Origin of the sequence: Bacillus sp. FJAT-49736, from assembly GCF_018343615.1 — a bacterium.
Taxonomy (GTDB): domain Bacteria; phylum Bacillota; class Bacilli; order Bacillales; family Bacillaceae_C; genus Margalitia.
On the sequence record NZ_JAGYPI010000005.1, the window covers coordinates 157483 to 183731 of the forward strand.

Below are 26249 nucleotides of genomic sequence, written 5' to 3' on the forward strand. Positions count from 1 at the left end.
TTTGAACGATATCTCTTAAATGAGTTATTACCATTTCAAATAATACCGGAACGATTTTCTAAGTGTCCCCTTTGTTACCTATTCCAAGCCCTTTGCCGCTTCTTTAATCATTTCCGATACAGATTCCAATCCTCCGCCGGATAAATACCAATAGCCTGGATCAAGATAAATAATTTTTCCATTTTTATAAGCATTTGTTTTCTTAACTAGACTGTTTTCGATGACTTTTTTTGCATTATCACCTTCCCCAACGGCTGCATCACGATCAATAACGTATAATATATCCGGATTTTTTTCCAAAATAAATTCCATAGAGATATTTTGTCCGTGAACGGGGTCTGCCTTAAGATCTTCAGTCGCTGCCTTTACACCAAAGACATCGTGGATAATCCCAAATCTTGAAGCTGGGCCGTACGCTGTCACCTTTCCGCCAGTTGTGAGCGTAATTAAAGCCTTTGCATTGCTTGCCTCTGCTTTTTCCTTCAGACTTTCTATATCCTTATCTACTTCCGTTAATTCCTTTTTTGCTTGTTCTTCTTTCCCAAATATCTTTCCGATTGTTGTTACGTTATTCTTAAAGGATTCCATATAATTTTTATTATCAATCCCCACATAGATAGTTGGAGCAATTTCTTGAAATTTATCATATGAATCTTGTTGTCTTCCAGAAATAATAATTAAATCTGGCTTCATTGCATTAATCGCTTCAAAATCTGGCTCTTTCAGACTTCCTGCATTTTTGTACTTGGAGTTCTTGTATTTTTCAAGATATGCTGGGACAGTTTCCTGAGGTAGGCCTGTAACACGATCAGAAAGACCTAGTTTTTCTAATGTATCTAACGCCCCCATATCGAATACAACTACTTTTTTGGGATTTTTGGGTACTTTTGATTTTCCTAATAGATGATTAATAACCAACATATCGGCCTTACTATCATTCTTCTTATCTGTATTATTAGAACTACAAGCCACTGCAATAATAGCTAACATAGAAATGATTATAAGTAAAAGAGATTTTCTTTTCATTGTTTTACACCTCAATTTAATAAAATTTATATATAAAAATCGCTATCGATTTAACGATAATGAAATTCATTCTCAATAAAAGATGTGATAAGTGAACACGGGGCGCCTTCCGTTAGTAAGTTATCCCCTCTATATCTCATTCACAAAGTTTTATTCTTAATCAACTAATACAAACCATTTTCTTTATACGTAATACACACATATTTTGTTATCATTTATCTCTTGAATGGCAATATCCATTTCATATATATCACCTAAAACGGATGAATCAATGATATTTTGTGATGGACCATCTTGAACGACAGTTCCGTTTTTAAGAGCAACAATATAGTCTGAATAACAAGAGGCAAAATTGATGTCATGAACTACAATCACTACGGTTTTTCCAAGTTCATCTGTTAGCCTTCTTAATACCTTCATAATTTGTACAGAGTGCTTCATATCCAAATTATTTAACGGCTCATCCAGTAAAATGTAATCGGTATTTTGTGCAATGGTCATAGCAATATAGGCACGTTGCTGTTGGCCACCGCTTAGCTGATCCAAGAACTTTTCCTGAATGGATTCTAGCTCCATATAGTCGATTGCTTCTTCGACATATATCCAATCCTCCTTAGTCAGCTTTCCTTTCGAATACGGAAATCTTCCGAAGGAAACAAGCTCTCTTACCGTCAAACGAATATTTATATGATTGGACTGCTTTAAAATAGAAAGTGTTTTGGCTAGCTCATTCGGCTTCCATTTACCAATTTCCTTTCCATCGATGATAATCTCGCCGGAATCCTTGGGTATCAATCGGCTCACCATTGATAAGAGCGTACTCTTACCTGCTCCATTAGGTCCAATAAAAGAAGTTATTTTGCCCTTCTCGATATTTAGACTAACATCATTTACAACATTCTTATTACCATACCTTTTTGAAACATTATGAATGGTTATCATGCCTTGTTCCCCCTTAACAGTAAATAGATAAAATAAACTCCCCCGATAAAATTGATTATGACACTTAATGTAGTAGAAAACGTAAAAACCCTTTCCACAATTAACAAACCGCCTACCAAGGCAATAATACTAATGAATACAGCACCAGTAATTAAATAAGAATGCCGATAAGTACCTAAAAATTGATAGGAAACATTTGCAACGAGTAATCCTAAAAACGTAATTGGGCCTACGAGTGCTGTAGAAATCGAAATTAGAATTGCCACAATAATTAGCAGTGTTTTCACGACATAATCATAATCAACCCCAAGATTTATCGCTTCTTCTCTCCCAAGTGACAACACGTCGAGATATTTTATAAATCGTGCAAAATAGATAAAAATGACCACTATTAATATAATTGACAACGTCAATAATTCTGTATTGATATTATTAAAGCTCGCAAACATTCGATCTTGTATGACCATAAAATCATTTGGATCAATAACAACTTGCATAAACGATGAGAAGCTTTGAAACAAAGTGCCTAGCACTAATCCTACTAATAAAAGAAAGTAAATATTCTTCCCTTCCTTTTTAAAGAGAAACTTATATAAAAGCCCAGCGAATAAAACCATTAATATAACGCAAATTAGAAAGTTAATATTTTTATTCATCACCATCGTACTTGTTGTACCGAAAACAAAAATTAGGAGGGTTTGTATCAGCATATAAAGAGAATCAAGACCAATAATGCTTGGTGTTAAGATGCGATTATTGGTTATTGTTTGGAAAACTACTGTTGAAAATGCAATTGCTGTTCCTGTTAAAATGATCGCCAGGATTTTTATTCCTCGCTTTGGCACCACATACTCCCAATAGTTACCGATACTTGTAAATAGAAAGATTACTACTAAGATTAAGGCGGTTGATCCTAAAATAGTTAATTTCACTTTATTATTCATAAGCCCTTCTCCTCATTAATAAGTAAAGGAAAATAGCGCTTCCTAACACTCCTACTGTTAAACCTATTGGAATTTCATAAGGATAGATGATAATTCTCCCCAATATATCACAGAACAGCAAAAAATTTGCTCCTAGTAATGCGGTTTGGAATAAATTTTTCTTTAGATTATCGCCATTATATATAGAAACAATGTTTGGTATGATTAACCCAAGAAATGGGATGGTCCCAACCGTCAGTAACACTGAAGCAGTCGAAAGTGCCACGATAACCAACCCAATATTCACGACAAGTCTATAATTTAATCCTAGATTAGTAGAAAAATCCTCCCCCATACCGGCAAGTGTAAATTTGTTAGCAAAGAGATAGGCAATGAATACAAGCGGAATGCTAATATAAATCATTTCATATCTCCCTGCCATTACCATCGAAAAATCCCCCTGCAGCCAAGCAGAAATACTTTGAATTAAATCCTGTTTATAAGCAAAGAAAGTTGTAATGGAGCTAATAATATTACCCAACATTAGGCCCACTAACGGAATAAAAATAGCGTCTTTAAATTTTATTTTGTCTAATATTTTCATAAAAATAAAAGTGCCGGCCAAGGCAAAAATGGACGCTACAATAATTTTTTCGAGCATAGTTGATGACGAAAACAGGATTAAGGAAACGAGGATTCCTAATCTTGCCGAATCCATTGTTCCCGCTGTTGTTGGTGATACAAATTTATTACGGGAAAGCTGTTGCATAATAAGACCGCAAATGCTCATACTGATCCCGGCGATGATAATACTAATCAATCGAGGGAGTCTGCTAATGAGTAAAATATCCTGCTGTTCCTCACTTAAATGGAAGAGATCAAATGGAGTAATGTTCTTCACCCCTACAAACAATGAAATGAGGGCTAAGACAAAAAATATTAAAATCAAAATCATCTTTCTCATAGAAAACCATTCGCTTTCCCAGTTTGGAAGTAATCTGTTATTTTATGTAGATAAGCTATGAAAATGAAATTCATTATCAATTAACTTCATTAAAAAAATGAATACCAGCAAATCGGATTCACTTTTTATTGATATTGAGATTCATTATCAATTATATTATTAACGATTTGGCTCTTTTATGTCAATATTTTTCAACCGTTTTCACTATTTATCCACAAATATAACATCTTTTACAAAGGAAAAAGGAGTGCTATACATTTGTATACCACTCCTTTTCGCCTATATAGTTATATTTTCATTTCTCCGTTTCATCCTGCTTTTTTTCACTGATTCGATTCAATACCATTTCATATGAATCGTTTCCGTAATTCAAGCATCTTTTTACACGAGAAATGGTTGCTGTGCTCGCTCCGGTCTCTTTCTCAATAACATGATATGTCTTTTTTTCCTGTAGCATTCTTGCTACTTCCAGGCGCTGTGCAAGTGCCTGAATCTCATTAATGGTACAAAGATCATCAAAGAAACGATAGCATTCCTCGACATCTTTTAATGATAAAATCGATTGAAATAATTGATCTAAAGCTTTTCCCCTTAACTTTTCAATTTGCATATATTAATCTCCTTCTATCCGCTACTTATCAATTCCTACTATATTAAAACTCGGAACAATATTAATCCATGTCTTTCCTGGGACAAACTTCAATTGGACTCCATTCTCAAATGGAAGAATACGCCCATCAACATTTTCCCATTCAACTTCCCGATATTTTCCTTTTTGGAAAAGGTATGCCTTTCCACCGGATGTTAAATTAATGTCCCGTCTACCTTTACTATCAATGATTTTGTGTTCTGCTACCACTACAAACAAATTATCTAAAAGAACTGGACGTTTTGATTCAAGATCTGCGGTTTGCTGGCCATCACAATATCTTTTATATTTTTCTGTTTTCTCATCATACACATATTCAGCATTAAATGATGCATCATGAGAATAGTGAATCATAATACTTTTCGCATCCTGTCCTTCTATTTGATTTGGCTCATTTGTAAAAACCAAACTAGAAGGAGGTGTGTCCATGTTGTAATGCTTTAACTTGGCACCCTTTAGAATATTGTCATAGGAAATATACGAATTATGAGGCGGCCTTCTATCATTGGAACGCTTGAATAAAGATCCATCATATTGAATTCCGTTGATATTATCGATGTACCCTGAAGAAAGCATCTTTTTTGCCTCAGGACTGTACCCATGCGCAACATAGAAACTCCCGTATCCTTTTGCTAAATTAATAAAATAATCCCGAGCACTCCGGACAGGTCCAATTCTTTTCGGTTTTTCACTCTGATAAATAGCTAAGAACCTTGTAATATCTCCCTCTGCCAGCACTTCATAAACGATATCTGCTTCTGCCAATCCAGATTGCGGTCTTGCAGCCGGAAAATTATTAATCATGACTGAAACAGATCGGTCTTCGGATGGCGCTGTTGCCTCCGTACCGGTCAATGGATATAAATATTTAGGAGCTTCTTTTTCCGTTCCTGAAATCTCCCTGCTATCCGGTGATTTATTTGGATTCTGCACAGTCTCTTTATGGCTACATGCAGTTAAAGCTAATAATAATATGGCAGCAAAGCTATATAATAACTTTTTATTCATTACTCTGTTCCCAACCCCTTTGAAATGTATGTCTGATTGAAATAGCTTGTTGCAGCATTCCCTACATTCACTTTAATATTTTAACGCATTATAGTCGGAAAGAGTACTGTTTTATTCATTACATCATATATTCCTTGCTGGGTAATTCGAATATAAGGCAAGTGTGTCGCTGAAAAAAACAACAAAGAATATATTGGATCACCAAAAGGATATCCCCGTTCTTTTAACAGATTTTTTAATTGTTTCTCTTCCACTATTAGCGTTTCCATATCCTTATTAGACATTACACCGGCTAATGGCAAAGGAATTTCATGGATTACCTTTTCTTCTTCTACTAATACAATGCCACCGCCAATCTCCTTCATCCGGTTAAAAGCAATCGCCATGTCTTCTTTATTTTTCCCGATTAAGATAATATCACCCGTATTGGAAAAAGATGAGGCGAATCCCATAACCTTACTCGCAAAGCCTTTAATAATCGTATTAATTCGCCATTCCCCTTTACGGTCAAGCAAAACAAGAAAGCTTTCATTATGTTCGGTCGGCAGTTCATCCATTGAAACATCATAAGTGACCGAATAAGGCTTCGTTATCACATCGTTAACCATTTCAATTCCAAAAGGCATGGAAAATTGTAGATCATCATAATCCAGTTTCCAGTTTAAATTCAACGGGGAAAAACCAGCTTCATCCCAATCAATATATTCATCTTGAATAATTGCTTCTCCATCCTTTTTCAGCCATTTTCCTTTTGAAAGTACATGAATTGGTGTTGGGTTCATTTCATTCTCTAGGAAATTGATGCTGGCAACTCTTCCTGTTGCAATCATCCCATGCAAATGATCAATATTATAATACTTTGCAATATTATAGGATGCCATATGGTATGCATCAATCGTTGGGATTCCATATTCCAATGCCATGCGAATAGTCATATCGAGAATACCATCTTCATAAAACGCAGGCGTAGAGCCATCTGTATTGAAAAACATCGATTGATATTGAGTAATCCCCATCTCTTTCATTTCTTTTAAAAGCACTGGTAAATCGGGTCGGATAGATGAATGGCGCAACGAGACAGTAAATCCTTGCAACAACCGATCATATACCTCTTTACCAGTCATTGCTTCATGATCACAATCTGCTCCAAATAACATCATTTTCGCGAGTGTCTTTTCGGAAGCACCTGGAAAATGACCCTCGATTCTCTTTCTCATCCGCTTCGCTTCCTGTATCCAATGCAGGATTAAGTCATCCCCATCTAATAGCTTTGGCCATCCCGTCAATTCTCCTCCCTGAAGAACTGCATCATGCTCTAGCCATGATTTTACCTCACTATGGGAAAAGGTCGTTTCTTCGTCGCGTAATTCCGTTTGCGAATCAAAACGGCTCCACCAATACATAGTTACTGGAGAGTGTCTTAGTTGTTTCAATAAAGAAAACGCTTTCTTTTTTCCTAATAGCAAAACCAGCATAATATTGTCATTTATAATAGTAGTTGTCCCTGTTTGCGACGCATATCTCGCAAAGGTTTGGGGATTATATAATTGAAATGGGTGAACATGCGGTTCTATATAACCAGGAACTAGTGTAAGCCCAGTACAATCCATCACTTCACAATCACGAATATTTTCCGGCAGTTTATCTCCGGCATAGACAATTCGGTCATCGTGAATCCAAATATTCCCCACCATCCATTCACGAAGGACAGAATGAAGAAAACGTGTATTTTTTAATAATAATGTTGGCGACTTATGACCGCCTACAATTGCGACATGATCACGAATTTGTTTGTTTTTCCATCGGTAACGCTGATCTAGCATAAGTATTCCTCCCAAGGGAGATCGTCTCTCTGTTTGTTACTAATGGTAACATATTAAACCGTTTAACGCATTAAAGTTTTTGAAAAAAATTGTAAAATATTTGTGAAGGTGTGTGAATTTTATGAAAGTATCTCCGAATATCGGAATCATTAATGCGCTCATCCGGATCACTTGCGGATTAACGATAGTTGCAGTCTGTACTGCAAAACTTTCTAGGAAGCCATGGTGCAAATCATACCTATTTATGATCATTATGGGAGCAATGAAAGTTGCGGAGGGCATCGTGCGTTATTGTCCTGTTACAGAAATGTTTCAAAAGGGGCAGGGAATGATGGGACAAGGAATGATGGAACAAAACCAAGGGAATAGTCAGCAGCAAAATGCACAGCAATCGCAAAACAAACAGGATAATAAACAGCAAGGGCAGTCAAGTATCCCTCCGGAATTGGCAGAATCAATTAAAAATGTGCTGGAATAAAAGTATTCGCCGGACTCAAGTTAATGTGTCCGGCATTTTCATTGCACAAAAAGTCCTTTGAATAGCACAATTCCTTGCTTAATAAGCACGAGTATAGTGGTATGAAATATATTGGAGCTTAAAAAATTGCTTTTCTTCCAATGTCTTTACGATAAAAAAAATCATTAGATGAAATTTTATCCATTTCTTCATAAACTTTTTCGATTGCTTCCTCTAATGAATTCCCCTTAGATTGAACTACTAACACTCGTCCGCCATTCGATACAAATTGGTCTGCTTTTTTTTCTGTGCCGGCATGAAATATTGAGGTTCCCATAGAAAGCATATCTAGATTAGGTAATTCAATACCCTTTTTATACTGTTCCGGATAGCCATTTGATGCCAAGACTACTCCTATAACTGAACTGTTATCCCAGACTATCTCCGGTTCCCTTTCATCTAAAAGATCCAAAACTAATTGAACAAAATCGGACTTTAAACGTGCCAGAATAACTTGTGTTTCAGGATCTCCAAACCGTGCGTTAAATTCTATAACTTTCGGTCCTTCATTTGTTAATATGAGTCCTGCATATAAAACTCCGCAAAAGCTCCTGTTTTCTCCAAACATCGCAAGTACTGTTGGTTGCAATATTTCACGAATTGCCCGTTTTACTTCCTTCTCAGGAATATGCGGTACGGGCGAATAGGCTCCCATTCCGCCGGTATTGGGACCTTTATCACCATCAAATGCCCGTTTGTGATCTTGGGCAATAACCATTGGATGAACTTCTAAACCATTCACAAATGCCATTAAGGAAAACTCTTCTCCTTGTAAAAATTCCTCCATTACAACACTTGATGAGGCTTTTCCGAATTTTTCATCCAGCATCATTTCTTTCAATGCGTCTATGGCTTCTTCCACGGTCATTGCTACGACTACGCCTTTCCCCGCAGCAAGTCCATCCGCTTTGATAACAATCGGTGCACCTTTCTTTTCCACATACTCTTTTGCTTTATCGAATTCCTGAAAAGCTTGATAATCTGCGGTTGGTATCTTGTATTTTTGCATTAACTCCTTTGCAAAAACCTTACTTCCTTCGATTATAGCGGCTTCTTTTCTTGGGCCAAAAATCTTCAATCCAGCGTCTTGAAATTCGTTAACAATTCCTCCTGTTAAAGGATCTTCTGGGCCAACAATTGTTAGGTCAATTTGATTTTCTTTAACAAATGCTATTAAATCAGAAAATTGATCCTCTGAAATCGGAACAAGCTCTGCGTCCTCACTAATTCCACCATTGCCTGGTGCACAATATACTTTTGATACAAGATTGCTTTCCTTCACTTTTTTACAAATGGCATGCTCCCTGCCGCCTCTGCCTATAACCAATACCTTCATTTGCCCCACCTTTCTGGTACGAAGGATTCCGTCCCAATTGGATTGATAAAGTTTTGGTGGACACCAGTTCCGTTATCTGTGACAAAATTGCCTTTATTCCAATGTTTACGGACATAGTTCCGTTATTTTGGAAAAAGCAGTGATTCCCTTATGTTCGTAAATAACGGAACCATAGCCTCTTAGCTCTAAAAATTGGGGTATTTTATTCAAATAACGGATTCTGTGTCCGCTCGCTAAATCCATTCACCGAAACTTCTTAATGCTTGAAATGACGAATCCCTGTAAATACCATCGCAATACCATATTCATCGGCTTTTTTAATAGAGTCTGCATCTTTTATGGAACCGCCTGGCTGGATTATAGCCGTAATCCCCGCTTTCGCTGCTGCCTCAACAGTATCATCCATTGGAAAGAAGGCGTCTGATGCTAAGGCAGCTCCTTCTGCTTTATCTCCCGCTTGCTGAAGGGCAATTTCTGCTGCTCCCACTCGATTCATCTGACCTGCGCCGATTCCTAATGTCATATCTGAATTCGTAACGACAATGGCATTTGATTTTACATGCTTTACTACTTTCCAGCCAAGCTTTAATGCTTGCCATTCCGCTTCGGTTGGTTCGCGTTTGGTTGGAATCGTAATCTCAGCATTATCTAATGTGTATGTATCTTGGTCTTGAACAAGCAGCCCGCCTTCAATAGAAGCAATCACATTTTCCTGTTTCTTTTTCTTACTTGCTTCCACTATCAATAAACGAATATTTTTCTTTGCTGTTAATATCGATAAGGCTTCCTCCGAAAAGGAAGGTGCAATAATAATTTCTAAGAAAATTTCATGTAAAAGCTTCGCTGTTTCTTCATCTACCTCACGATTGAAGGCAACGATTCCCCCAAATATGGAAGTAGAGTCTGCTTCATACGCTTTTTTATATGCATCTAGAATAGTGTTTCCGACACCAACACCGCATGGATTCATATGTTTCACAGCAACGGCAACTGGCTCTTTGAAATCCTTCACGATTTGCAAAGCTGCATCGGCATCACGAATATTGTTAAAGGACAACTCTTTTCCATGCAATTGCTTTGCGTGTGCGATGGAAAATGTTGATCCTAATGGGTTCACATAAAAAGTGGCTCTTTGATGTGGATTTTCTCCATAACGAAGAGATTGCTTACGTTCATATGTGAAGGTAATTCTTTCTGGATTTTCTTCATTAACAAGATTAGTCATGTAGTCTGCGATAATCGCATCATATGATGCGGTATGACGATATACCTTGGCCGCTAATTTTTTCTTCGTTTGAAGTGTTACTTCACCAAGTTCTTTTATTTCTGACAGCACGGTACTATAATCATCGGCTTCTACCACTACGGTCACATAGGTATGATTTTTGGCGGCAGAGCGCAGCATAGATGGACCGCCGATATCAATATTTTCAATTGCTTCTTCCTCGGTAACATTCTGCTTTGAAATAGTTTGTTGAAATGGATACAAATTGACACAAACCATATCAATAGGAGAAATGCCTTGCTCCGCAATTTGCTTCAAATGATCAGGAGTTCTTTTGGCTAAAAGGCCGCCATGAACATTGGGATGAAGGGTTTTTACTCGTCCTTCCAGCATTTCTGGAAAACCGGTAACATCATCAATTCCAATAACCGTGAGTCCCGCATCCTCCAATATCATTTTTGTTCCACCTGTTGAAATGATTTCATATCCGGCTTCACGCAATCCTGTTGCAAACTCCACTACACCTGTCTTATCAGAAACACTAATAAGTGCTCTTTTCATGATGCCTGACACCTCCACTGGAAAATATGGTTTGTAATGTTTGGGGATAAAGCTGATGTTCGATTTCGTGAATTCTCTCCGAAAGCGTCTCTACTGTATCATCTACCATAACGATTAATGCTTGTTGGGCAATAATTGGTCCTGTATCCATTCCCTCATCGACATAATGCACGGTTACCCCAGTTATGCTTGTTCCTGCTGCAATTGCTTGACCAATGGCATCCTTTCCAGGAAACAACGGCAGCAAGGATGGATGGATATTGATGATTCTGTTCTCATATTCATGAAGCAATGTTGGGCCGATCAGCCTCATGTACCCTGCTAGAATAAGATATTGCACTCCTCTTTTTTGCAACTCTAGTATAATGTCCTTTTCAAAATCCGTTTTTGAACTATAATCTTTAGGATCGAAAACGAAAGTCTCAATGCTCTCCTCTTTAGCTCTTTCTATCACGTATGCCTCGGGCTTATCACATACAAGCAACTCCACTGTCGCATCAAGCTGACCGGACTTAATGGCATTTACAATAGATTGAAAGTTGCTCCCGTTCCCTGAAGCAAATACCGCAATTTTGACCATCATAACGTCCCCTTACCTGTGAACCGTACTCCGGGTTCTCCTGTAACACAGCCAATTTTATAGGCTGATTCGCCGTTCTCTTTAAAAAACTTGATAATAGCGTCTGCAATCGATTCATCCACTGCCAACACAAAGCCAATTCCCATATTAAAAATATTAAACATTTCTTCGTGAGGAATTTCTCCGTATTCTTGCAGAGCATGAAAGATCGGCAAAATAGGCCAAGAACCCTTTTCTATTAACACGCCTAGATCATCCTTAAGCATTCTTGGAATGTTCTCAATAAAACCGCCGCCGGTTATATGTGCCATTCCCTTAATTTCAAACTCCCTAATGGCTTTTAAAACGGGCTTAACGTAAACCTTTGTAGGTGTAAGCAATTCCTCTCCTAGCGGGCGTTCTAATTTTGGAAGTTTTTCCTCTATGGAAAAAGTATGATCTTCAAAGAAAATTTTCCTTACCAAAGAATATCCATTGCTGTGAATTCCACTAGAAGAAAGCCCTATTAGAACATCGCCTTCTTGTATGGATTCCCCAGTAATCAGTTCACTTTTTTCACATGCTCCTACCGAAAACCCGGCTAAATCATATTCGTCTTCTTCATATAATCCTGGCATTTCGGCTGTTTCACCGCCAATTAAAGCACAGCCCGCCTGCTCGCAGCCATCGGCAATTCCTTTTACAATCTGCTCTAATTTAATAGGAATTGCTTTTCCGCAAGCAATATAATCAAGGAAATAAAGAGGTTCGGCGCCTTGCACGACGATATCATTCACACACATCGCAACACAGTCAATACCGATGGAATCATGTTTATCCATTAAAAAGGCTAGCTTAAGCTTTGTACCAACACCATCCGTTCCAGATACTAATACCGGCTCCCTCAAATTTATTGCAGATAAGTCGAAAATTCCCCCAAAGCTGCCCAGCTGTCCCAAAACTCCGAGCCGTTTTGTACGATCGGCGTGTTTTTTTATTCTTTCAACCGCTTCATATCCTGCCTCAATATCTACTCCTGCTTGTCGATATGCATTTGCCATTTAGATAGTCCTCCTAGCGAACAAGTTCTTTTTCATGAGGTAATTCTGTATCCGGATAAATCTCGGTAGGATATTTTCCTGTAAAGCATGCCAAGCATTGGCCACAGCTATCATTTACCTTAGTTCTGCCAATTGCCTCAAGCATTCCTTCTACACTTAAAAAGGTTAAGGAGTCTGCACCGATAATCTCACGAATCTCCTCCACACTATGGGTAGAGGCAATCAATTCCTCATGAGTTGAGGTGTCAATTCCATAGAAGCAAGGGTTCTTCATCGGTGGTGAGCTGATGCAAACATGAACTTCCTTCGCACCTGCGTCCTTTAACATAGAGACAATCCGTTTGCTCGTTGTCCCCCTTACAATAGAATCATCCACCATAACGATACGCTTTCCTTCAACAACACCGCGAACAGCTGAAAGCTTCATTTTAACGCCCTGTTCCCTTAGTGATTGGGAAGGCTGAATAAACGTTCTGCCTACATAGCGGTTTTTAATCAAACCCATTTCATACGGGATACCTGCTGCTTCTGCATATCCAATTGCAGCAGAGATGCTGGAATCAGGTACACCTGTCACGACATCTGCATCAATTAATGCCTCAGCCGCCAACCTTTTCCCCATGTTTTTTCGAGCTGTATGGACATTGATTCCATGAATATTGCTGTCCGGTCTTGAAAAGTACACATATTCCATCGTACAAATAGCACTGTTTGTTGAAAGGGTAAATGGTTCTGAATGAAGTCCATGATCATTGATGGTAATTAGCTCTCCTGGCATAACATCTCTTACAAATTTAGCTCCGATAATATCGAAAGCACATGTTTCAGATGCCACACAATACGCATCCCCAATACGACCAATCGATAGCGGACGCAAGCCATTCGGATCTAACGCCACCATCAATTCCGTTTCAGTCATTAATAAGAAGGCATAAGCACCTTTTACCATTGTAAGGGCATTTTTCATTTTATCCGCAAGGGAAATAAATCCGCTTCTCTTAATAAGGTGTGCAAACACTTCCGTGTCTGAGCTCGTTTGAAAAATGCTTCCTTGTGATTCCAATTGATGCTTTAGCCCGTTTGCATTGACTAGATTTCCATTATGGGCAAGTGCCATGCTGCTGGTTTGTGAATGGAAGAGAAGCGGCTGAACATTTTGGGCACCGCCACCTCCAGCCGTAGCATATCGTACATGACCAATAGCTGCCTTACCTTGCAGCCCATCAAGCTTGCCTTCAGTAAATACCTCGGTGAGCAGTCCTTCTTCCCTTATACCGTACAAACTTTCCCCATTAGTAACAACAATTCCCGCACCTTCTTGACCACGATGTTGCAAACTGTGTAACCCATAATACGTGATTTTCGCTGCATCCAAATGTCCCCAAATTCCAAATACACCGCATTCCTCGTTTAATCCCCTTATTTCAGCAAGCATGCAATCGCTCCTCTCCAAGCATGTTCACATTCCTGCACTTTCGTTTGAACGATTATTTCTTCTTGCTCATCTTTAATGAAAAGCTCTCCCGTGTTCGTTACTTCCCCTATTAACTGCGCATGATCAACCATTTTTTCGAAATCTTCCTTATTTCCTGATTGCACCGAAACAAGAAAGCGTGACTGTGTTTCACTGAATAATGCAACCGTTGCATTACCATGTAAAATTACTTTTGCTCCTAATCCTTGTGTTCCAAATAAGCATTCTGCTAAGGCAACTGCTGTTCCCCCTTCAGCAATATCATGAGCAGAAGAAACGATTCCTTTTTTAATCGCGGATAATATTTGTTTTTGTCTACGGAGCTCGATTTCCAGATCTATATCTGGTGCTTTTCCGAAAATCTTTCCATTTTGATATTTCTGCAGCTCACTGCCGCCAAATTCAGCCTTTGTCTCCCCAATGATATAAATCAAATCCCCTGCATTTTTAAAGCTTTGCGTTGTAATATGTTGAAGATCCTCAATTAAACCAACCATTCCAACAACCGGAGTTGGATAAACAGCTGTTCCTTTTGTCTCATTATAAAGAGAGACATTCCCACCAATAACAGGACTGTTTAATATCCTACAGGCTTCACTCATGCCATCGACTGCTTTTTCGATTTGCCAGAAGATTTCCGGTTTTTCCGGATTCCCAAAATTCAAACAGTCTGTGATAGCAAGTGGTTCTGCACCGGAACAAATTATATTGCGTGCCGCTTCCGCAACGGCAATCTTCCCACCCGTTTCCGGATCCAAATATAGATAACGAGAATTACAATCCGTAGTCATCGCTAATGCTTTACGTGTTCCGCGAATCCTCACCACAGCTGCATCGGAACCCGGTGCAACAACTGTATTCGTACGAACTTGGTAATCATACTGTCCATACACCCATTCCTTACTTGCGATTGTTGGCTGTTGTAATAGCTGAAGCAAGGTTTCCTTATAATCTTCCACATTTGAAATCTCATTTTCTATCATTTGAAATTCGCGGAAATAAGCCGGCTCTTTCGAAGGTTTATAGTATACAGGAGCATCCTCAGCGAGCGCATCCACCGGAACATCTGCTACAACTTCTTCATGATGAAGCAGTCTAAGTTTTTTATCATCCGTTACCCTTCCTACCGCCACTGCTTCCAAACCATATTTTAAGAAGAGGTTGATAATTTCTTGTTCTCTCCCCTGTTTCACAACAATGAGCATCCGTTCTTGCGACTCTGAAAGCATCATTTCATATGCAGTCATTCCTGATTCTCGTTGCGGTATTAAGTCAAGGTTCATTTCAATACCGGAACCTGCTTTACTAGCCATTTCGGCAGAAGAACTTGTTAATCCAGCTGCCCCCATATCTTGAATACCAACCAGAGCATCATTTTGTACTAATTCCAAGCATGCTTCTAATAAAAGCTTTTCCATAAATGGGTCGCCAACTTGAACAGCTGGACGTTTCTCATCCGATTTTTCGCTAAGTTCTTCAGAAGCAAAGGTTGCGCCATGAATTCCGTCTCTGCCTGTTTTCGCACCAACATACATGACAGTGTTTCCAATCCCTTTTGCTTGCCCTTTTTGAATATCCTTATGATCTATCAACCCGACACACATTGCATTTACAAGTGGATTTCCATCATAGGAAGGATCAAATTGAATTTCTCCGCCTACTGTTGGAATCCCAATACAATTTCCGTAACCGGCAATTCCCGCTACTACTTCTTTAAACAAATACTTTACTCTTGGAGAGTCCAGCTCACCAAATCGCAATGAATTTAGAAGCGCAATCGGTCTTGCTCCCATTGAAAATACATCACGAATAATTCCGCCGACACCTGTTGCGGCGCCTTGATACGGCTCAATCGCAGAAGGATGATTATGACTCTCAATCTTAAAAACTACTGCTTGCTCGTCGCCAATATCTACAATACCAGCACCTTCTCCGGGTCCTTGCAGCACTTTATCCCCTGTCGTCGGAAATTTCTTTAATACAGGCTTGGAGTTTTTATAGCTACAGTGCTCTGACCACATGACAGAAAATAGGCCGGTTTCTGTATAATTTGGAATTCTTCCTAATATGTTTTCAATCATCGAAAATTCATCGTCAGTCAAACCTAATTCACGGTAAAGCTTTTCTTCTTTTATTTGGGTAGGATTTGGTTCAAGCATTAACGACATGTGCTTCCCTCCAGTTTCTCACGATCGCTTGGAAAAGTTTTAATCCGTCTGCACTTCCTAATAGTTCATCCACTGCTCTTTCGGGGTGTGGCATCATACCAAGGACATTCCCCTTTTCATTCATTATTCCTGCAATATCAGATACACTTCCATTAGGGTTATTCGTATAAGTAAAAACAATTCGATTGTTTGCCTGTAATTGCTCCAGTGTCGCTTCATCACAATAATAATTTCCTTCTCCATGTGCTATCGGAATTCGAATGATTTCCCGCTCATTAAATAGAGAAGTAAACATCGTACGATTATTTGCTACCATTAGCTCCACTGTGTGGCAGATAAACTGAAGGCTTTCATTTCGTCTCATTGCTCCCGGCAGCAATCCGGATTCAAGCAAGATTTGAAATCCGTTGCAGATCCCTAAGACCGGCTTGCCAGCTTCCGCAGCTTTCACAACCTCTTTCATCACGTTGGAAAAGCGAGCGATTGCACCTGATCGTAAATAATCTCCATATGAGAAACCACCGGGCAAAAGAATGCCATCATATTGATCAAGATTATCGGTATCATGCCATACATACTCTACTTCTTCGCCTAGTTCATCTTTTATGGCATGAAACATATCAACATCGCAATTTGAACCAGGAAAAACAATTACCGCAAACTTCACTGAGCAACACACTCCTCAATCTCATATCGGTAATCCTCAATAACCGGATTGGCTAGAAGTCTAGTACATAGCTCATTCACTATTTCCTCTATGTCACGATTAGATTTTTCCAATATCAATTCCATATATTTGCCGATTCGAACATCTTGAACCTCTTGGTAATTCATCGTATGAAGCGATTGCTTAACAGCAGTCCCCTGTGGATCTAAAACACTTTCACGTAACGTTACATAAACCTTTACTTTATACATGGCTTACTTCCCCTTTCAAGCGGTTTAAAATTTCTGTATACACAGTCGTTAAATCACCTAAATCCCGGCGAAAGACATCCTTATCAAGCTTTCTGTTCGTCTCAACCTCCCACAGACGGCATGTATCAGGAGAAATCTCATCGGCAAGTAATATTACTCCATTCGTATCCTTCCCAAATTCAAGTTTAAAGTCCACTAAGCGAACCCCAAGCTGCAAAAACAGCTTAGATAATACTTTATTTATTTTAAGTGCCTTTTCTCTTAGCAGATTTATTTCTGCTAAACTAGCAATCTCTAAAATTTCAATATGATCTTCGGTGATAATAGGGTCTCCAAGTTCATCATTCTTATAATAAAATTCCACGATTGGTTTTTTTAATGGTGTTCCTTCTTCGATTCCAAGGCGTTTAGATAAGCTTCCCGCGATGACATTTCTAGTTACAACCTCTAAAGGTATAATAGAAACTTGTTTGACCAATTGCTCATTCTCCGAAATTATATTGATGAAATGACTTTCGATTCCCATTTCCTGAAGATTGGCAAAAATCAGACTAGAAATCTCGTTATTTAGGACACCTTTGCCTGTAATTTCGGATTTTTTCTCCCCATTAAAAGCCGTCGCAGAATCCTTGTACTCAACCCATAAAACATTTGGTTTGTCTGTAGTATAGATTCTCTTTGCTTTACCTTCATACAAAAGCGCTTGCTTTTCCATGTTCTCTACACCCCGTTCTGCATTGTCCAGCTTCAGCACCTATCGGCTAGTGGATTTCTTCGTCTTCTCCCTACGATAAGTCAACATCCACTCGTCCCTCGTCGTGTTTCCTTTATCTCAATCAAAGACTACGAAATCCATACGCCGATGGGCAAGGCGCTTTCGCTTTTCTTATTGTCCAGTTCCAGCGCCTATCGGCTAGTGGATTTCTTCGTCTTCTCCCTACGATACGTCAACATCGACTCGTCCCTCGTCGTGTTTCCTTTATCTCAGTCAAAGACTACGAAATCCATACGCCGATGGGCAAGGCGCTTTCGCTTTTCTTATTTCAAACCTAGTCTTTCAAATATGGTGTCTACGTTTTTCAAATGATAGTTATAGTCAAAGCAGTCCGCAATTTCTTCCTTCGATAATTTGTTTTGGATGGTTTGGTCTGCCTCTATAAGCTCACGGAATGGAACTTGTTTTTCCCAAGCTTCCATTGCTTTTGGCTGAACTGTATCATATGCTGCTTCTCGCACCATTCCTTTATCGATAAGAGCAAGCAATACACGTTGGGAGTAGATCAAGCCTAGTGTACGATCCATGTTTCTCTTCATATTTTCTGGGAATACCGTTAAATTTTTAATGATATTTCCAAAGCGATTAAGCATATAGTTTAAAGCAATCGTCGCATCTGGCAGGATGATACGCTCAGCAGAAGAATGAGAAATATCTCTTTCATGCCAAAGTGGTACATTTTCATAAGCCGTTAACATATATCCACGAATTACTCTCGCCATCCCTGTCATATTTTCTGAACCGATTGGGTTGCGCTTGTGCGGCATTGCGGACGAACCCTTTTGTCCTTTTGCAAAAAATTCTTCTACTTCACGGGTTTCACTTTTTTGTAGCCCACGAACCTCAACCGCAAATTTTTCAATGGAAGTTGCAATTAATGCAATTGCAGCCATATAGTGTGCATGACGATCACGTTGCAAGGTCTGTGTGGAAATTGGTGCGGCTTGTAGCCCTAACTTTTCACAAACATATTTTTCAACGAATGGATCAATATTTGCATATGTACCTACCGCACCAGAAATCTTTCCAAATTCCACCCCTGCTGCAGCTTGCTTGAAGCGTTCAAGATTGCGCTTCATTTCTTCATACCACAGTGCCATTTTAAGGCCAAATGTTGTTGGCTCTGCATGCACTCCATGGGTTCTCCCCATCATCACGGTATACTTATGTTCCTTCGCTTTTTCCTTTAATATTTCAATGAAGTTCTCAAGATCTTTTAAAATAATCTCATTGGCCTGCTTTAATATATACGATAGAGCAGTGTCCACTACATCCGTAGATGTTAAACCATAATGAACCCATTTTCTTTCTTCACCAAGGGATTCCGAAACAGCTCTTGTAAAAGCAACAACATCGTGTCTTGTTTCTTCTTCAATTTCTTTAATGCGATCAACGTTGAATGTTGCGTTGTCTCGTATTTTTTGGACATCCTCTTTCGGAATATCCCCAAGTTCTGCCCATGCCTCGCATGCTAGAATTTCCACCTCTAGCCATGCTTGAAATCGATTTTCCTCCGTCCAAATTGCGCCCATTTCTGGTCTTGTATAACGTTCGATCATAATTAATTTCCTCCGATTCTACTTCCAAATATTACTTTGCATAAGATCCATCAAGGTTTCTTCTAAATTGTCGGTTAGTACCGTTACATGCCCCATCTTTCTTTGCTGCTTCGGCTCGTCTTTTCCGTATAAATGAATCGACCAATCCGGATGAAGGGGAATTTGCTCCTTTAGCTTATCAACGTGCTGTCCCAAAATGTTCACCATAATCACAGGGCTTAAAAGAGAAGGTTCTCTTAATGGCCAATTACAAATGGCTCTAATATGCTGTGCAAATTGTGAAATGGCACAGGCTTCTATCGAATAATGTCCGGAATTATGCGGCCTCGGTGCAAGCTCATTAACAAATAACTCCCCATCCCCAGTTAAAAACATTTCAACAGCAAGAGTACCTACTAAATTCAGATGCTCTGCTATTTTTTCTGCTAATCGATATGCATTTGCTTTAACTTGATCCTGAATTCTGGCAGGAACAATTGTTTCATGCAAAATATTGTTGACATGAATATTCTCACCAATTGGGAAGCATTTCATTTCACCAGAAACATTTCTTGCCACAATTACGGAAACTTCCTTTTCAAAAGGAATCCACGACTCTAGTACACAGTTTCCATATTGCAGTAATGCGGCTGCTTCCTCCATATCCTCTTCCTTTTTTAATACATATTGGCCCTTACCATCATATCCTCCACGAGCTGTTTTCAATACACATGGAAAACCAAGCTGACTGGTTCCAAGCTGGAGATCCTCCATCGTTTCAATCACCCAGTACGGGGCTACTTTTACTCCCGAATGTTCTAATGCATTTTTTTCTAAAATTCTATTCTGTGTAATGCGGATGATTTCCGCACCTTGTGGAACATAAGCCCTTTCAGTTAACCACTGTAGAGCCTCATAATCAATATTTTCAAATTCATATGTTATCACATCGCATGCTTCAGCCAATTGAAGCAATGCTTCCTTGTCATCGTATGCAGCTATGTATTGAATATCAGCAACTTGACCACAGGGTGAATTTGGAGTTGGCTCAAGAACCGTAATTTTAAAGCCTGCCTCTTTCGCTGCTAGTGCCATCATTCTACCAAGCTGGCCACCACCGATAATGCCTATTGTTTTACCAGGTTCTAACATATTAACCAAGTTGATCACTGCTTTCGATTACGTGTTTTTTCAATTCTTCTCTTCTCTTTTCTAATCTAGTGGCCAATGTTTCATTATTTGTAGACAATATTTGTGCAGCTAGCAGTCCTGCATTGATTGCTCCTGCTTTTCCGATGGCGACCGTTGCAACTGGTACTCCTCCAGGCATTTGCACAATTGATAGCAAAGAATCGAGACCATTTAATGATTTAGATTGAACAGGTACTCCTATGACAGGAATAGTCGTTTTAGCTGCTACCATTCCAGGTAAATGAGCAGCACCACCTGCACCTGCTATGATTACCTTTATTCCTTTTTCCCTTGCCCGCTCTGCATATTCAAACATTAAATCAGGAGTTCTGTGTGCTGAAACAACTTTCTTCTCGTACGGAATCTTTAATTCTTCTAAAATATCACATGTGAACTTCATTGTTTCCCAATCTGAAGTGCTTCCCATGATTACTCCGACCTCAATTGACATATTCTCAATCCGCCTTTTTTGAGTATTAATGAGCTTTACCTGAATTATTGGAAAATAAAAAACCAGATAAACTGCTGCCTCGTAAGAGAGAAAGCAGTTCACCTGGGTAATAGAACGCATACTTCCAGTATAAATAAAAAAATTCCCAATATATCCACTTTCCCTCATAGTCCAAACATTTACGGTGTCTGGGTAGAGACGTATGGGCCATATTCCCATTATATATGAGGTACTTTACTATTCATTTTTGACAATTTCATCTTAACAGGATATGTGGCCAGAGTCAACACTATAATCGAACATTATTATTTTATGTTATAAAAACGTTCGGATTTTAGTCGTTTTTTCGCCCTTCGAATTGTATTTTACTTCCTGCTGGCTCGTAATCTACCTTTCCATCATGGGTGACTTCTTTAAAGATTGGCTTTTCTATCCTTTTTATTGGGCTGTATCCCTCTCGTTCCATCCGCTTCAGACAACTTTCAATCGTTTCATTTTCTTGGACTTCGAATTGCTTTTTTGTGTTTGACATTTATCTGAAATCCTTTCTCGTTTTAATACAGGGCTTGTTTCAATATCTTTATTATAGTTTTTAAAACAGTGAATGTTAAATTTTTTTCAGGAGATTGATCTTTGGTCCAAGATGGTACATTGTTGATCTTCCTTTTCCTGAAGATAAAACATTCAAGGATTGAAGTATATTCGTAGCCAGTGTTTGGGAGGAAATTTGCAGAAATTCTCTTACGTCTATATTGGAGATAACAGCACTAATAAGTAAAGCATAATCCTTTAGGGATTCTACATGTGCTGTTTTAGATGAAAATTGGCAGGATTGACAAATCCATTTTCCATGAACTCGCAACATAGAGATTTTGGAACAGTCCGGACAGTGTACCCCTCGTAAGATTTGGTCTTTATTTATCTCAAATTGTTTTAAAACATCATATTCCTCAGGGATATGTTTCTTTAAGAGCAACTTTACCAGTTTGGTTAGTTGATTTTTTGCTAATACTTCTTTTTTATTCATTTTTGTAAGCTTTTCGATTTCAAATATAAGATTAGTACTTTGTGTGATATTGGTAGGATTTTTTTGGGGAAACCCTTCTTTTTTTATTAAAGTGGATGGGTTACTAATTATTACTTGAGGGATAATAGGAATATCTAGGTATTTGTTTTCTTGTAGCAAATATTTCAGCTGAAATTGATGACGTTTAACTTGAGAAATTGGATCTTGAAATGCTTCTTCTATTCCATTCTTGGTTCGAATGAGCTGATTAAAATTATAATCAAATGTAATGGTACCACTGATATTTTTTACTTCAAGTATTGTCATAAAATATGGGGAAAGAACTAGAGTATCTATTTGAAAGTGTTGTTGCTTAAATGGGAGTCGAAGTTGGTGGAAGATATAGTATTTTTTGTCTGGTAGTAGGCTTAAATAGTAGTCCAAAGATTTCTCACCTTGGTATCCAGCTCTTACTTTAAGATACTCCTCCTTAATTAATGCTATTTTAGGATGTGAATGTGGTAATCTTCTTAATAAAGCTTCTAACTTTTGAAGTTTTATCGGAATTCCTCTTTCTTTTGCTATCATTTTGTCATCTCCTTTAATAGAATACCGTTCATATTCGGTAATTTCTTGGATTTCCCTTCTTGTTTTTGGTTTTTGATTTTTTTGGGCTATTTTTTTGCTTAATCTCGCGAAAACGGATTCTATTCTCCCGAATTTTATACTTATTTTCGCGAAAATCACATCTATTCTCGCGAAAATGGCATTTAATCTCGCGAATTGGGTCTTTATACCTAATAAAACCATATAAAAAAGCCGCAGAATCAAATCTGCGGCTTTTTCTGTTTGCCTGGCAACGTCCTACTCTTGCAGGGGGAGAGCCCCCAACTACCATCGGCGCTGAGAAGCTTAACTTCCGTGTTCGGGATGGGAACGGGTGTGACCTTCTCGCCATTATTACCAGACGCCTGGCAACGTCCTACTCTTGCAGGGGGAGAGCCCCCAACTACCATCGGCGCTGAGAAGCTTAACTTCCGTGTTCGGGATGGGAACGGGTGTGACCTTCTCGCCATTATTACCAGACCTCAGTTTTTTGCTGAACGCAAAATAACTTTCTTTTTGTAAGGGTTTGTTCCCTCAAAACTAAATACTGCAGAAGAATCAAGTAAAGAGAATCGCTTTTTTGGTTAAGTCCTCGATCGATTAGTATTCGTCAGCTCCATGTGTCGCCACACTTCCACCTCGAACCTATCAACCTGATCATCTTTCAGGGATCTTACTAGCTTGACGCTATGGGAAATCTCATCTTGAGGGGGGCTTCATGCTTAGATGCTTTCAGCACTTATCCCTTCCGCACATAGCTACCCAGCGATGCCTTTGGCAAGACAACTGGTACACCAGCGGTGCGTCCATCCCGGTCCTCTCGTACTAAGGACAGCTCCTCTCAAATTTCCTACGCCCACGACGGATAGGGACCGAACTGTCTCACGACGTTCTGAACCCAGCTCGCGTACCGCTTTAATGGGCGAACAGCCCAACCCTTGGGACCGACTACAGCCCCAGGATGCGATGAGCCGACATCGAGGTGCCAAACCTCCCCGTCGATGTGGACTCTTGGGGGAGATAAGCCTGTTATCCCCGGGGTAGCTTTTATCCGTTGAGCGATGGCCCTTCCATGCGGAACCACCGGATCACTAAGCCCGACTTTCGTCCCTGCTCGACTTGTAGGTCTCGCAGTCAAGCTCCCTTGTGCCTTTACACTCTACGAATGATTTCCAACCATTCTGAGGGAACCTTTGGGCGCCTCCGTTACTCTTTAGGAGGCGACCGCCCCAGTCAAACTGCCTGCCTGACACTGTCTCCCACCCCGATTGAGGGGTGCGGGTTAGAATTTCAATACAGCCAGGGTAGTATCCCACCGACGCCTCCACCGAAGCTGGCGCTCCGGCTTCAAAGGCTCCTACCTATCCTGTACAAGCTGTACCAAAATTCAATATCAAGCTGCAGTAAAGCTCCACGGGGTCTTTCCGTCCTGTCGCGGGTAACCTGCATCTTCACAGGTACTATAATTTCACCGAGTCTCTCGTTGAGACAGTGCCCAGATCGTTACGCCTTTCGTGCGGGTCAGAACTTACCTGACAAGGAATTTCGCTACCTTAGGACCGTTATAGTTACGGCCGCCGTTTACTGGGGCTTCAATTCAGAGCTTCGCTTGCGCTAACCCCTCCTCTTAACCTTCCAGCACCGGGCAGGCGTCAGCCCCTATACTTCGCCTTGCGGCTTCGCAGAGACCTGTGTTTTTGCTAAACAGTCGCCTGGGCCTATTCACTGCGGCTCTCTCGGGCTTGCACCCTACCAGAGCACCCCTTCTCCCGAAGTTACGGGGTCATTTTGCCGAGTTCCTTAACGAGAGTTCTCTCGCTCACCTTAGGATTCTCTCCTCGCCTACCTGTGTCGGTTTGCGGTACGGGCACCTTTTACCTCACTAGAGGATTTTCTTGGCAGTGTGGAATCAGGAACTTCGGTACTATATTTCCCTCGCCATCACAGCTCCGCCTTCACGGTTACGGGATTTGCCTCGTAACCAGCCTAACTGCTTGGACGCACATATCCAACAGTGCGCTTACCCTATCCTCCTGCGTCCCCCCATCGTTCAAACGGTAAAGAGGTGGTACAGGAATATCAACCTGTTGTCCATCGCCTACGCCTTTCGGCCTCGGCTTAGGTCCCGACTAACCCTGAGCGGACGAGCCTTCCTCAGGAAACCTTAGGCATTCGGTGGAAGGGATTCTCACCCTTCTTTCGCTACTCATACCGGCATTCTCACTTCTAAGCGCTCCACCAGTCCTTCCGGTCTGGCTTCACCGCCCTTAGAACGCTCTCCTACCACGGACACCTACGGTGTCCATCCACAGCTTCGGTGATACGTTTAGCCCCGGTACATTTTCGGCGCAGAGTCACTCGACCAGTGAGCTATTACGCACTCTTTAAATGGTGGCTGCTTCTAAGCCAACATCCTGGTTGTCTAAGCAACTCCACATCCTTTTCCACTTAACGTATACTTTGGGACCTTAGCTGGTGGTCTGGGCTGTTTCCCTTTTGACTACGGATCTTATCACTCGCAGTCTGACTCCCAAGCATAAGTATTTGGCATTCGGAGTTTGTCTGAATTCGGTAACCCGATGAGGGCCCCTAGTCCAAACAGTGCTCTACCTCCAATACTCTTCATCTTGAGGCTAGCCCTAAAGCTATTTCGGAGAGAACCAGCTATCTCCAAGTTCGATTGGAATTTCTCCGCTACCCACACCTCATCCCCGCACTTTTCAACGTGCGTGGGTTCGGGCCTCCAGTAAGTGTTACCTTACCTTCACCCTGGACATGGGTAGATCACCTGGTTTCGGGTCTACGACCTCATACTATGTTCGCCCTATTCAGACTCGCTTTCGCTGCGGCTCCGCCTCATCAGCTTAACCTTGCATGAAATCGTAACTCGCCGGTTCATTCTACAAAAGGCACGCTATCACCCGGGCTCTAACTACTTGTAGGCACACGGTTTCAGGTTCTCTTTCACTCCCCTCCCGGGGTGCTTTTCACCTTTCCCTCACGGTACTGGTTCACTATCGGTCACTAGGGAGTATTTAGCCTTGGGAGATGGTCCTCCCTGCTTCCGACGGGATTTCACGTGTCCCGCCGTACTCAGGATCCACTCTGGAGGGAACGAAGTTTCAACTACAGGGTTGTTACCTTCTTTGACGGGCCTTTCCAGACCTCTTCATCTACTCCGTTCCTTTGTAACTCCGTATAGAGTGTCCTACAACCCCAAGAGGCAAGCCTCTTGGTTTGGGCTTCTTCCGTTTCGCTCGCCGCTACTCAGGAAATCGCAATTGCTTTCTCTTCCTCCGGGTACTTAGATGTTTCAGTTCCCCGGGTCTGCCTTCCTTATCCTATGTATTCAGATAAGGATACTGCTCCATTACGAGCAGTGGGTTCCCCCATTCGGAAATCTCCGGATCAAAGCTTGCTTACAGCTCCCCGAAGCATATCGGTGTTAGTCCCGTCCTTCATCGGCTCCTAGTGCCAAGGCATCCACCGTGCGCCCTTACTAACTTAACCTATAAGGTTATTACTACT

The 26249-nt window shown here is 40.3% G+C and carries 22 protein-coding genes, 3 rRNA genes and 1 riboswitch; of the genes, 1 reads left to right on the forward strand and 24 read right to left on the reverse strand.

Annotated features, from left to right (window positions below; genetic code table 11):
- Window positions 1-78 precede the first annotated feature (78 nt).
- The 7 genes from KHA87_RS20485 to KHA87_RS20515 form a co-directional block, all read right to left on the reverse strand.
- Window positions 79-1026 carry a siderophore ABC transporter substrate-binding protein gene (locus KHA87_RS20485; protein ID WP_213096003.1) on the reverse strand — a complete coding sequence of 316 codons (948 nt, stop codon included), beginning with the start codon at window positions 1024-1026 and terminating at the stop codon, window positions 79-81.
- A gap of 183 nt (window positions 1027-1209) precedes the next feature.
- Window positions 1210-1968 carry an iron ABC transporter ATP-binding protein gene (locus tag KHA87_RS20490; RefSeq protein WP_213096004.1) on the reverse strand — a complete coding sequence of 253 codons (759 nt, stop codon included), beginning with the start codon at window positions 1966-1968 and terminating at the stop codon, window positions 1210-1212.
- Window positions 1965-2912, reverse strand: coding sequence for an iron chelate uptake ABC transporter family permease subunit (locus KHA87_RS20495; protein WP_213096005.1), 948 nt, complete (start codon window positions 2910-2912; stop codon window positions 1965-1967). Before KHA87_RS20495 ends, KHA87_RS20490 begins: the two co-directional genes overlap by 4 nt.
- A complete protein-coding gene (locus KHA87_RS20500; protein ID WP_213096006.1) occupies window positions 2905-3855 on the reverse strand; it encodes an ABC transporter permease in 951 nt (316 codons plus the stop codon). Before KHA87_RS20500 ends, KHA87_RS20495 begins: the two co-directional genes overlap by 8 nt.
- Before the next feature lie 295 nt (window positions 3856-4150).
- A complete protein-coding gene (locus tag KHA87_RS20505; protein ID WP_213096007.1) occupies window positions 4151-4465 on the reverse strand; it encodes a YerC/YecD family TrpR-related protein in 315 nt (104 codons plus the stop codon).
- 21 nt (window positions 4466-4486) lie between these two features.
- Complete coding sequence (locus tag KHA87_RS20510) at window positions 4487-5512, reverse strand: DUF3048 domain-containing protein (protein WP_213096008.1); 1026 nt, start codon at window positions 5510-5512, stop codon at window positions 4487-4489.
- Between the two features lie 80 nt (window positions 5513-5592).
- Window positions 5593-7335, reverse strand: coding sequence for an adenine deaminase C-terminal domain-containing protein (locus KHA87_RS20515; protein ID WP_213096009.1), 1743 nt, complete (start codon window positions 7333-7335; stop codon window positions 5593-5595).
- A gap of 121 nt (window positions 7336-7456) precedes the next feature.
- Between KHA87_RS20515 and KHA87_RS22735 the strand changes: the two genes are divergently transcribed.
- Entirely contained in the window at window positions 7457-7813 is a 357-nt protein-coding gene (locus KHA87_RS22735) for a YgaP family membrane protein (RefSeq protein WP_213096010.1), read from the forward strand.
- A 118-nt stretch (window positions 7814-7931) separates the two neighbouring features.
- On the opposite strand, the gene purD is transcribed toward KHA87_RS22735, so the two are convergent.
- The 17 genes from purD to KHA87_RS20605 form a co-directional block, all read right to left on the reverse strand.
- Window positions 7932-9188: a phosphoribosylamine--glycine ligase gene (gene purD, locus KHA87_RS20525; RefSeq protein ID WP_213096011.1), complete on the reverse strand. Its 1257-nt coding sequence runs from the start codon at window positions 9186-9188 to the stop codon at window positions 7932-7934.
- Window positions 9189-9444: 256 nt separating this feature from the next.
- Window positions 9445-10974, reverse strand: coding sequence for a bifunctional phosphoribosylaminoimidazolecarboxamide formyltransferase/IMP cyclohydrolase (purH, locus tag KHA87_RS20530; protein ID WP_213096012.1), 1530 nt, complete (start codon window positions 10972-10974; stop codon window positions 9445-9447).
- Entirely contained in the window at window positions 10955-11554 is a 600-nt protein-coding gene (purN, locus tag KHA87_RS20535) for a phosphoribosylglycinamide formyltransferase (protein ID WP_213096025.1), read from the reverse strand. The genes purH and purN overlap by 20 nt, the downstream gene beginning before the upstream one ends.
- On the reverse strand, window positions 11554-12594 hold the full coding sequence (gene purM, locus KHA87_RS20540) for a phosphoribosylformylglycinamidine cyclo-ligase (RefSeq protein WP_213096013.1): 1041 nt from the start codon (window positions 12592-12594) through the stop codon (window positions 11554-11556). The genes purN and purM overlap by 1 nt, the downstream gene beginning before the upstream one ends.
- 13 nt (window positions 12595-12607) lie before the next feature.
- Window positions 12608-14029 (reverse strand): amidophosphoribosyltransferase, encoded by a 1422-nt coding sequence (gene purF, locus KHA87_RS20545; RefSeq protein WP_213096014.1) that lies wholly within the window; start codon window positions 14027-14029, stop codon window positions 12608-12610.
- On the reverse strand, window positions 14014-16236 hold the full coding sequence (gene purL, locus KHA87_RS20550; RefSeq protein WP_213096015.1) for a phosphoribosylformylglycinamidine synthase subunit PurL: 2223 nt from the start codon (window positions 16234-16236) through the stop codon (window positions 14014-14016). The genes purF and purL overlap by 16 nt, the downstream gene beginning before the upstream one ends.
- A complete protein-coding gene (gene purQ / locus KHA87_RS20555) occupies window positions 16220-16903 on the reverse strand; it encodes a phosphoribosylformylglycinamidine synthase subunit PurQ (protein WP_213096016.1) in 684 nt (227 codons plus the stop codon). The genes purL and purQ overlap by 17 nt, the downstream gene beginning before the upstream one ends.
- On the reverse strand, window positions 16900-17154 hold the full coding sequence (purS, locus tag KHA87_RS20560; protein ID WP_213096017.1) for a phosphoribosylformylglycinamidine synthase subunit PurS: 255 nt from the start codon (window positions 17152-17154) through the stop codon (window positions 16900-16902). The genes purQ and purS overlap by 4 nt, the downstream gene beginning before the upstream one ends.
- The gene (gene purC, locus KHA87_RS20565) at window positions 17147-17869 is read right to left on the reverse strand and encodes a phosphoribosylaminoimidazolesuccinocarboxamide synthase (RefSeq protein ID WP_213096018.1); all 723 of its coding nucleotides are present in this window, start codon (window positions 17867-17869) and stop codon (window positions 17147-17149) included. Before purC ends, purS begins: the two co-directional genes overlap by 8 nt.
- Window positions 17870-18192: 323 nt before the next feature.
- The gene (purB, locus tag KHA87_RS20570) at window positions 18193-19488 is read right to left on the reverse strand and encodes an adenylosuccinate lyase (protein WP_213096019.1); all 1296 of its coding nucleotides are present in this window, start codon (window positions 19486-19488) and stop codon (window positions 18193-18195) included.
- Between the two features lie 18 nt (window positions 19489-19506).
- Entirely contained in the window at window positions 19507-20619 is a 1113-nt protein-coding gene (purK, locus tag KHA87_RS20575) for a 5-(carboxyamino)imidazole ribonucleotide synthase (protein WP_213096026.1), read from the reverse strand.
- A gap of 1 nt (window position 20620) precedes the next feature.
- Window positions 20621-21109 carry a 5-(carboxyamino)imidazole ribonucleotide mutase gene (gene purE, locus KHA87_RS20580; protein WP_213096020.1) on the reverse strand — a complete coding sequence of 163 codons (489 nt, stop codon included), beginning with the start codon at window positions 21107-21109 and terminating at the stop codon, window positions 20621-20623.
- Window positions 21110-21256: 147 nt separating this feature from the next.
- A riboswitch (purine riboswitch) is annotated at window positions 21257-21357 on the reverse strand.
- Window positions 21358-21443: 86 nt separating this feature from the next.
- Window positions 21444-21641: an NETI motif-containing protein gene (locus KHA87_RS20585; protein WP_213096021.1), complete on the reverse strand. Its 198-nt coding sequence runs from the start codon at window positions 21639-21641 to the stop codon at window positions 21444-21446.
- A 75-nt stretch (window positions 21642-21716) separates the two neighbouring features.
- On the reverse strand, window positions 21717-22703 hold the full coding sequence (locus KHA87_RS20590; protein WP_213096022.1) for a nuclease-related domain-containing protein: 987 nt from the start codon (window positions 22701-22703) through the stop codon (window positions 21717-21719).
- 263 nt (window positions 22704-22966) lie between these two features.
- Window positions 22967-23083 (reverse strand): 5S ribosomal RNA (rrf, locus tag KHA87_RS20595).
- Window position 23084: 1 nt separating this feature from the next.
- Window positions 23085-23201: ribosomal RNA gene (rrf, locus tag KHA87_RS20600) — 5S ribosomal RNA — on the reverse strand.
- Window positions 23202-23301: 100 nt separating this feature from the next.
- Window positions 23302-26231 (reverse strand): 23S ribosomal RNA (locus KHA87_RS20605).
- Between the last annotated feature and the right edge of the window lie 18 nt (window positions 26232-26249).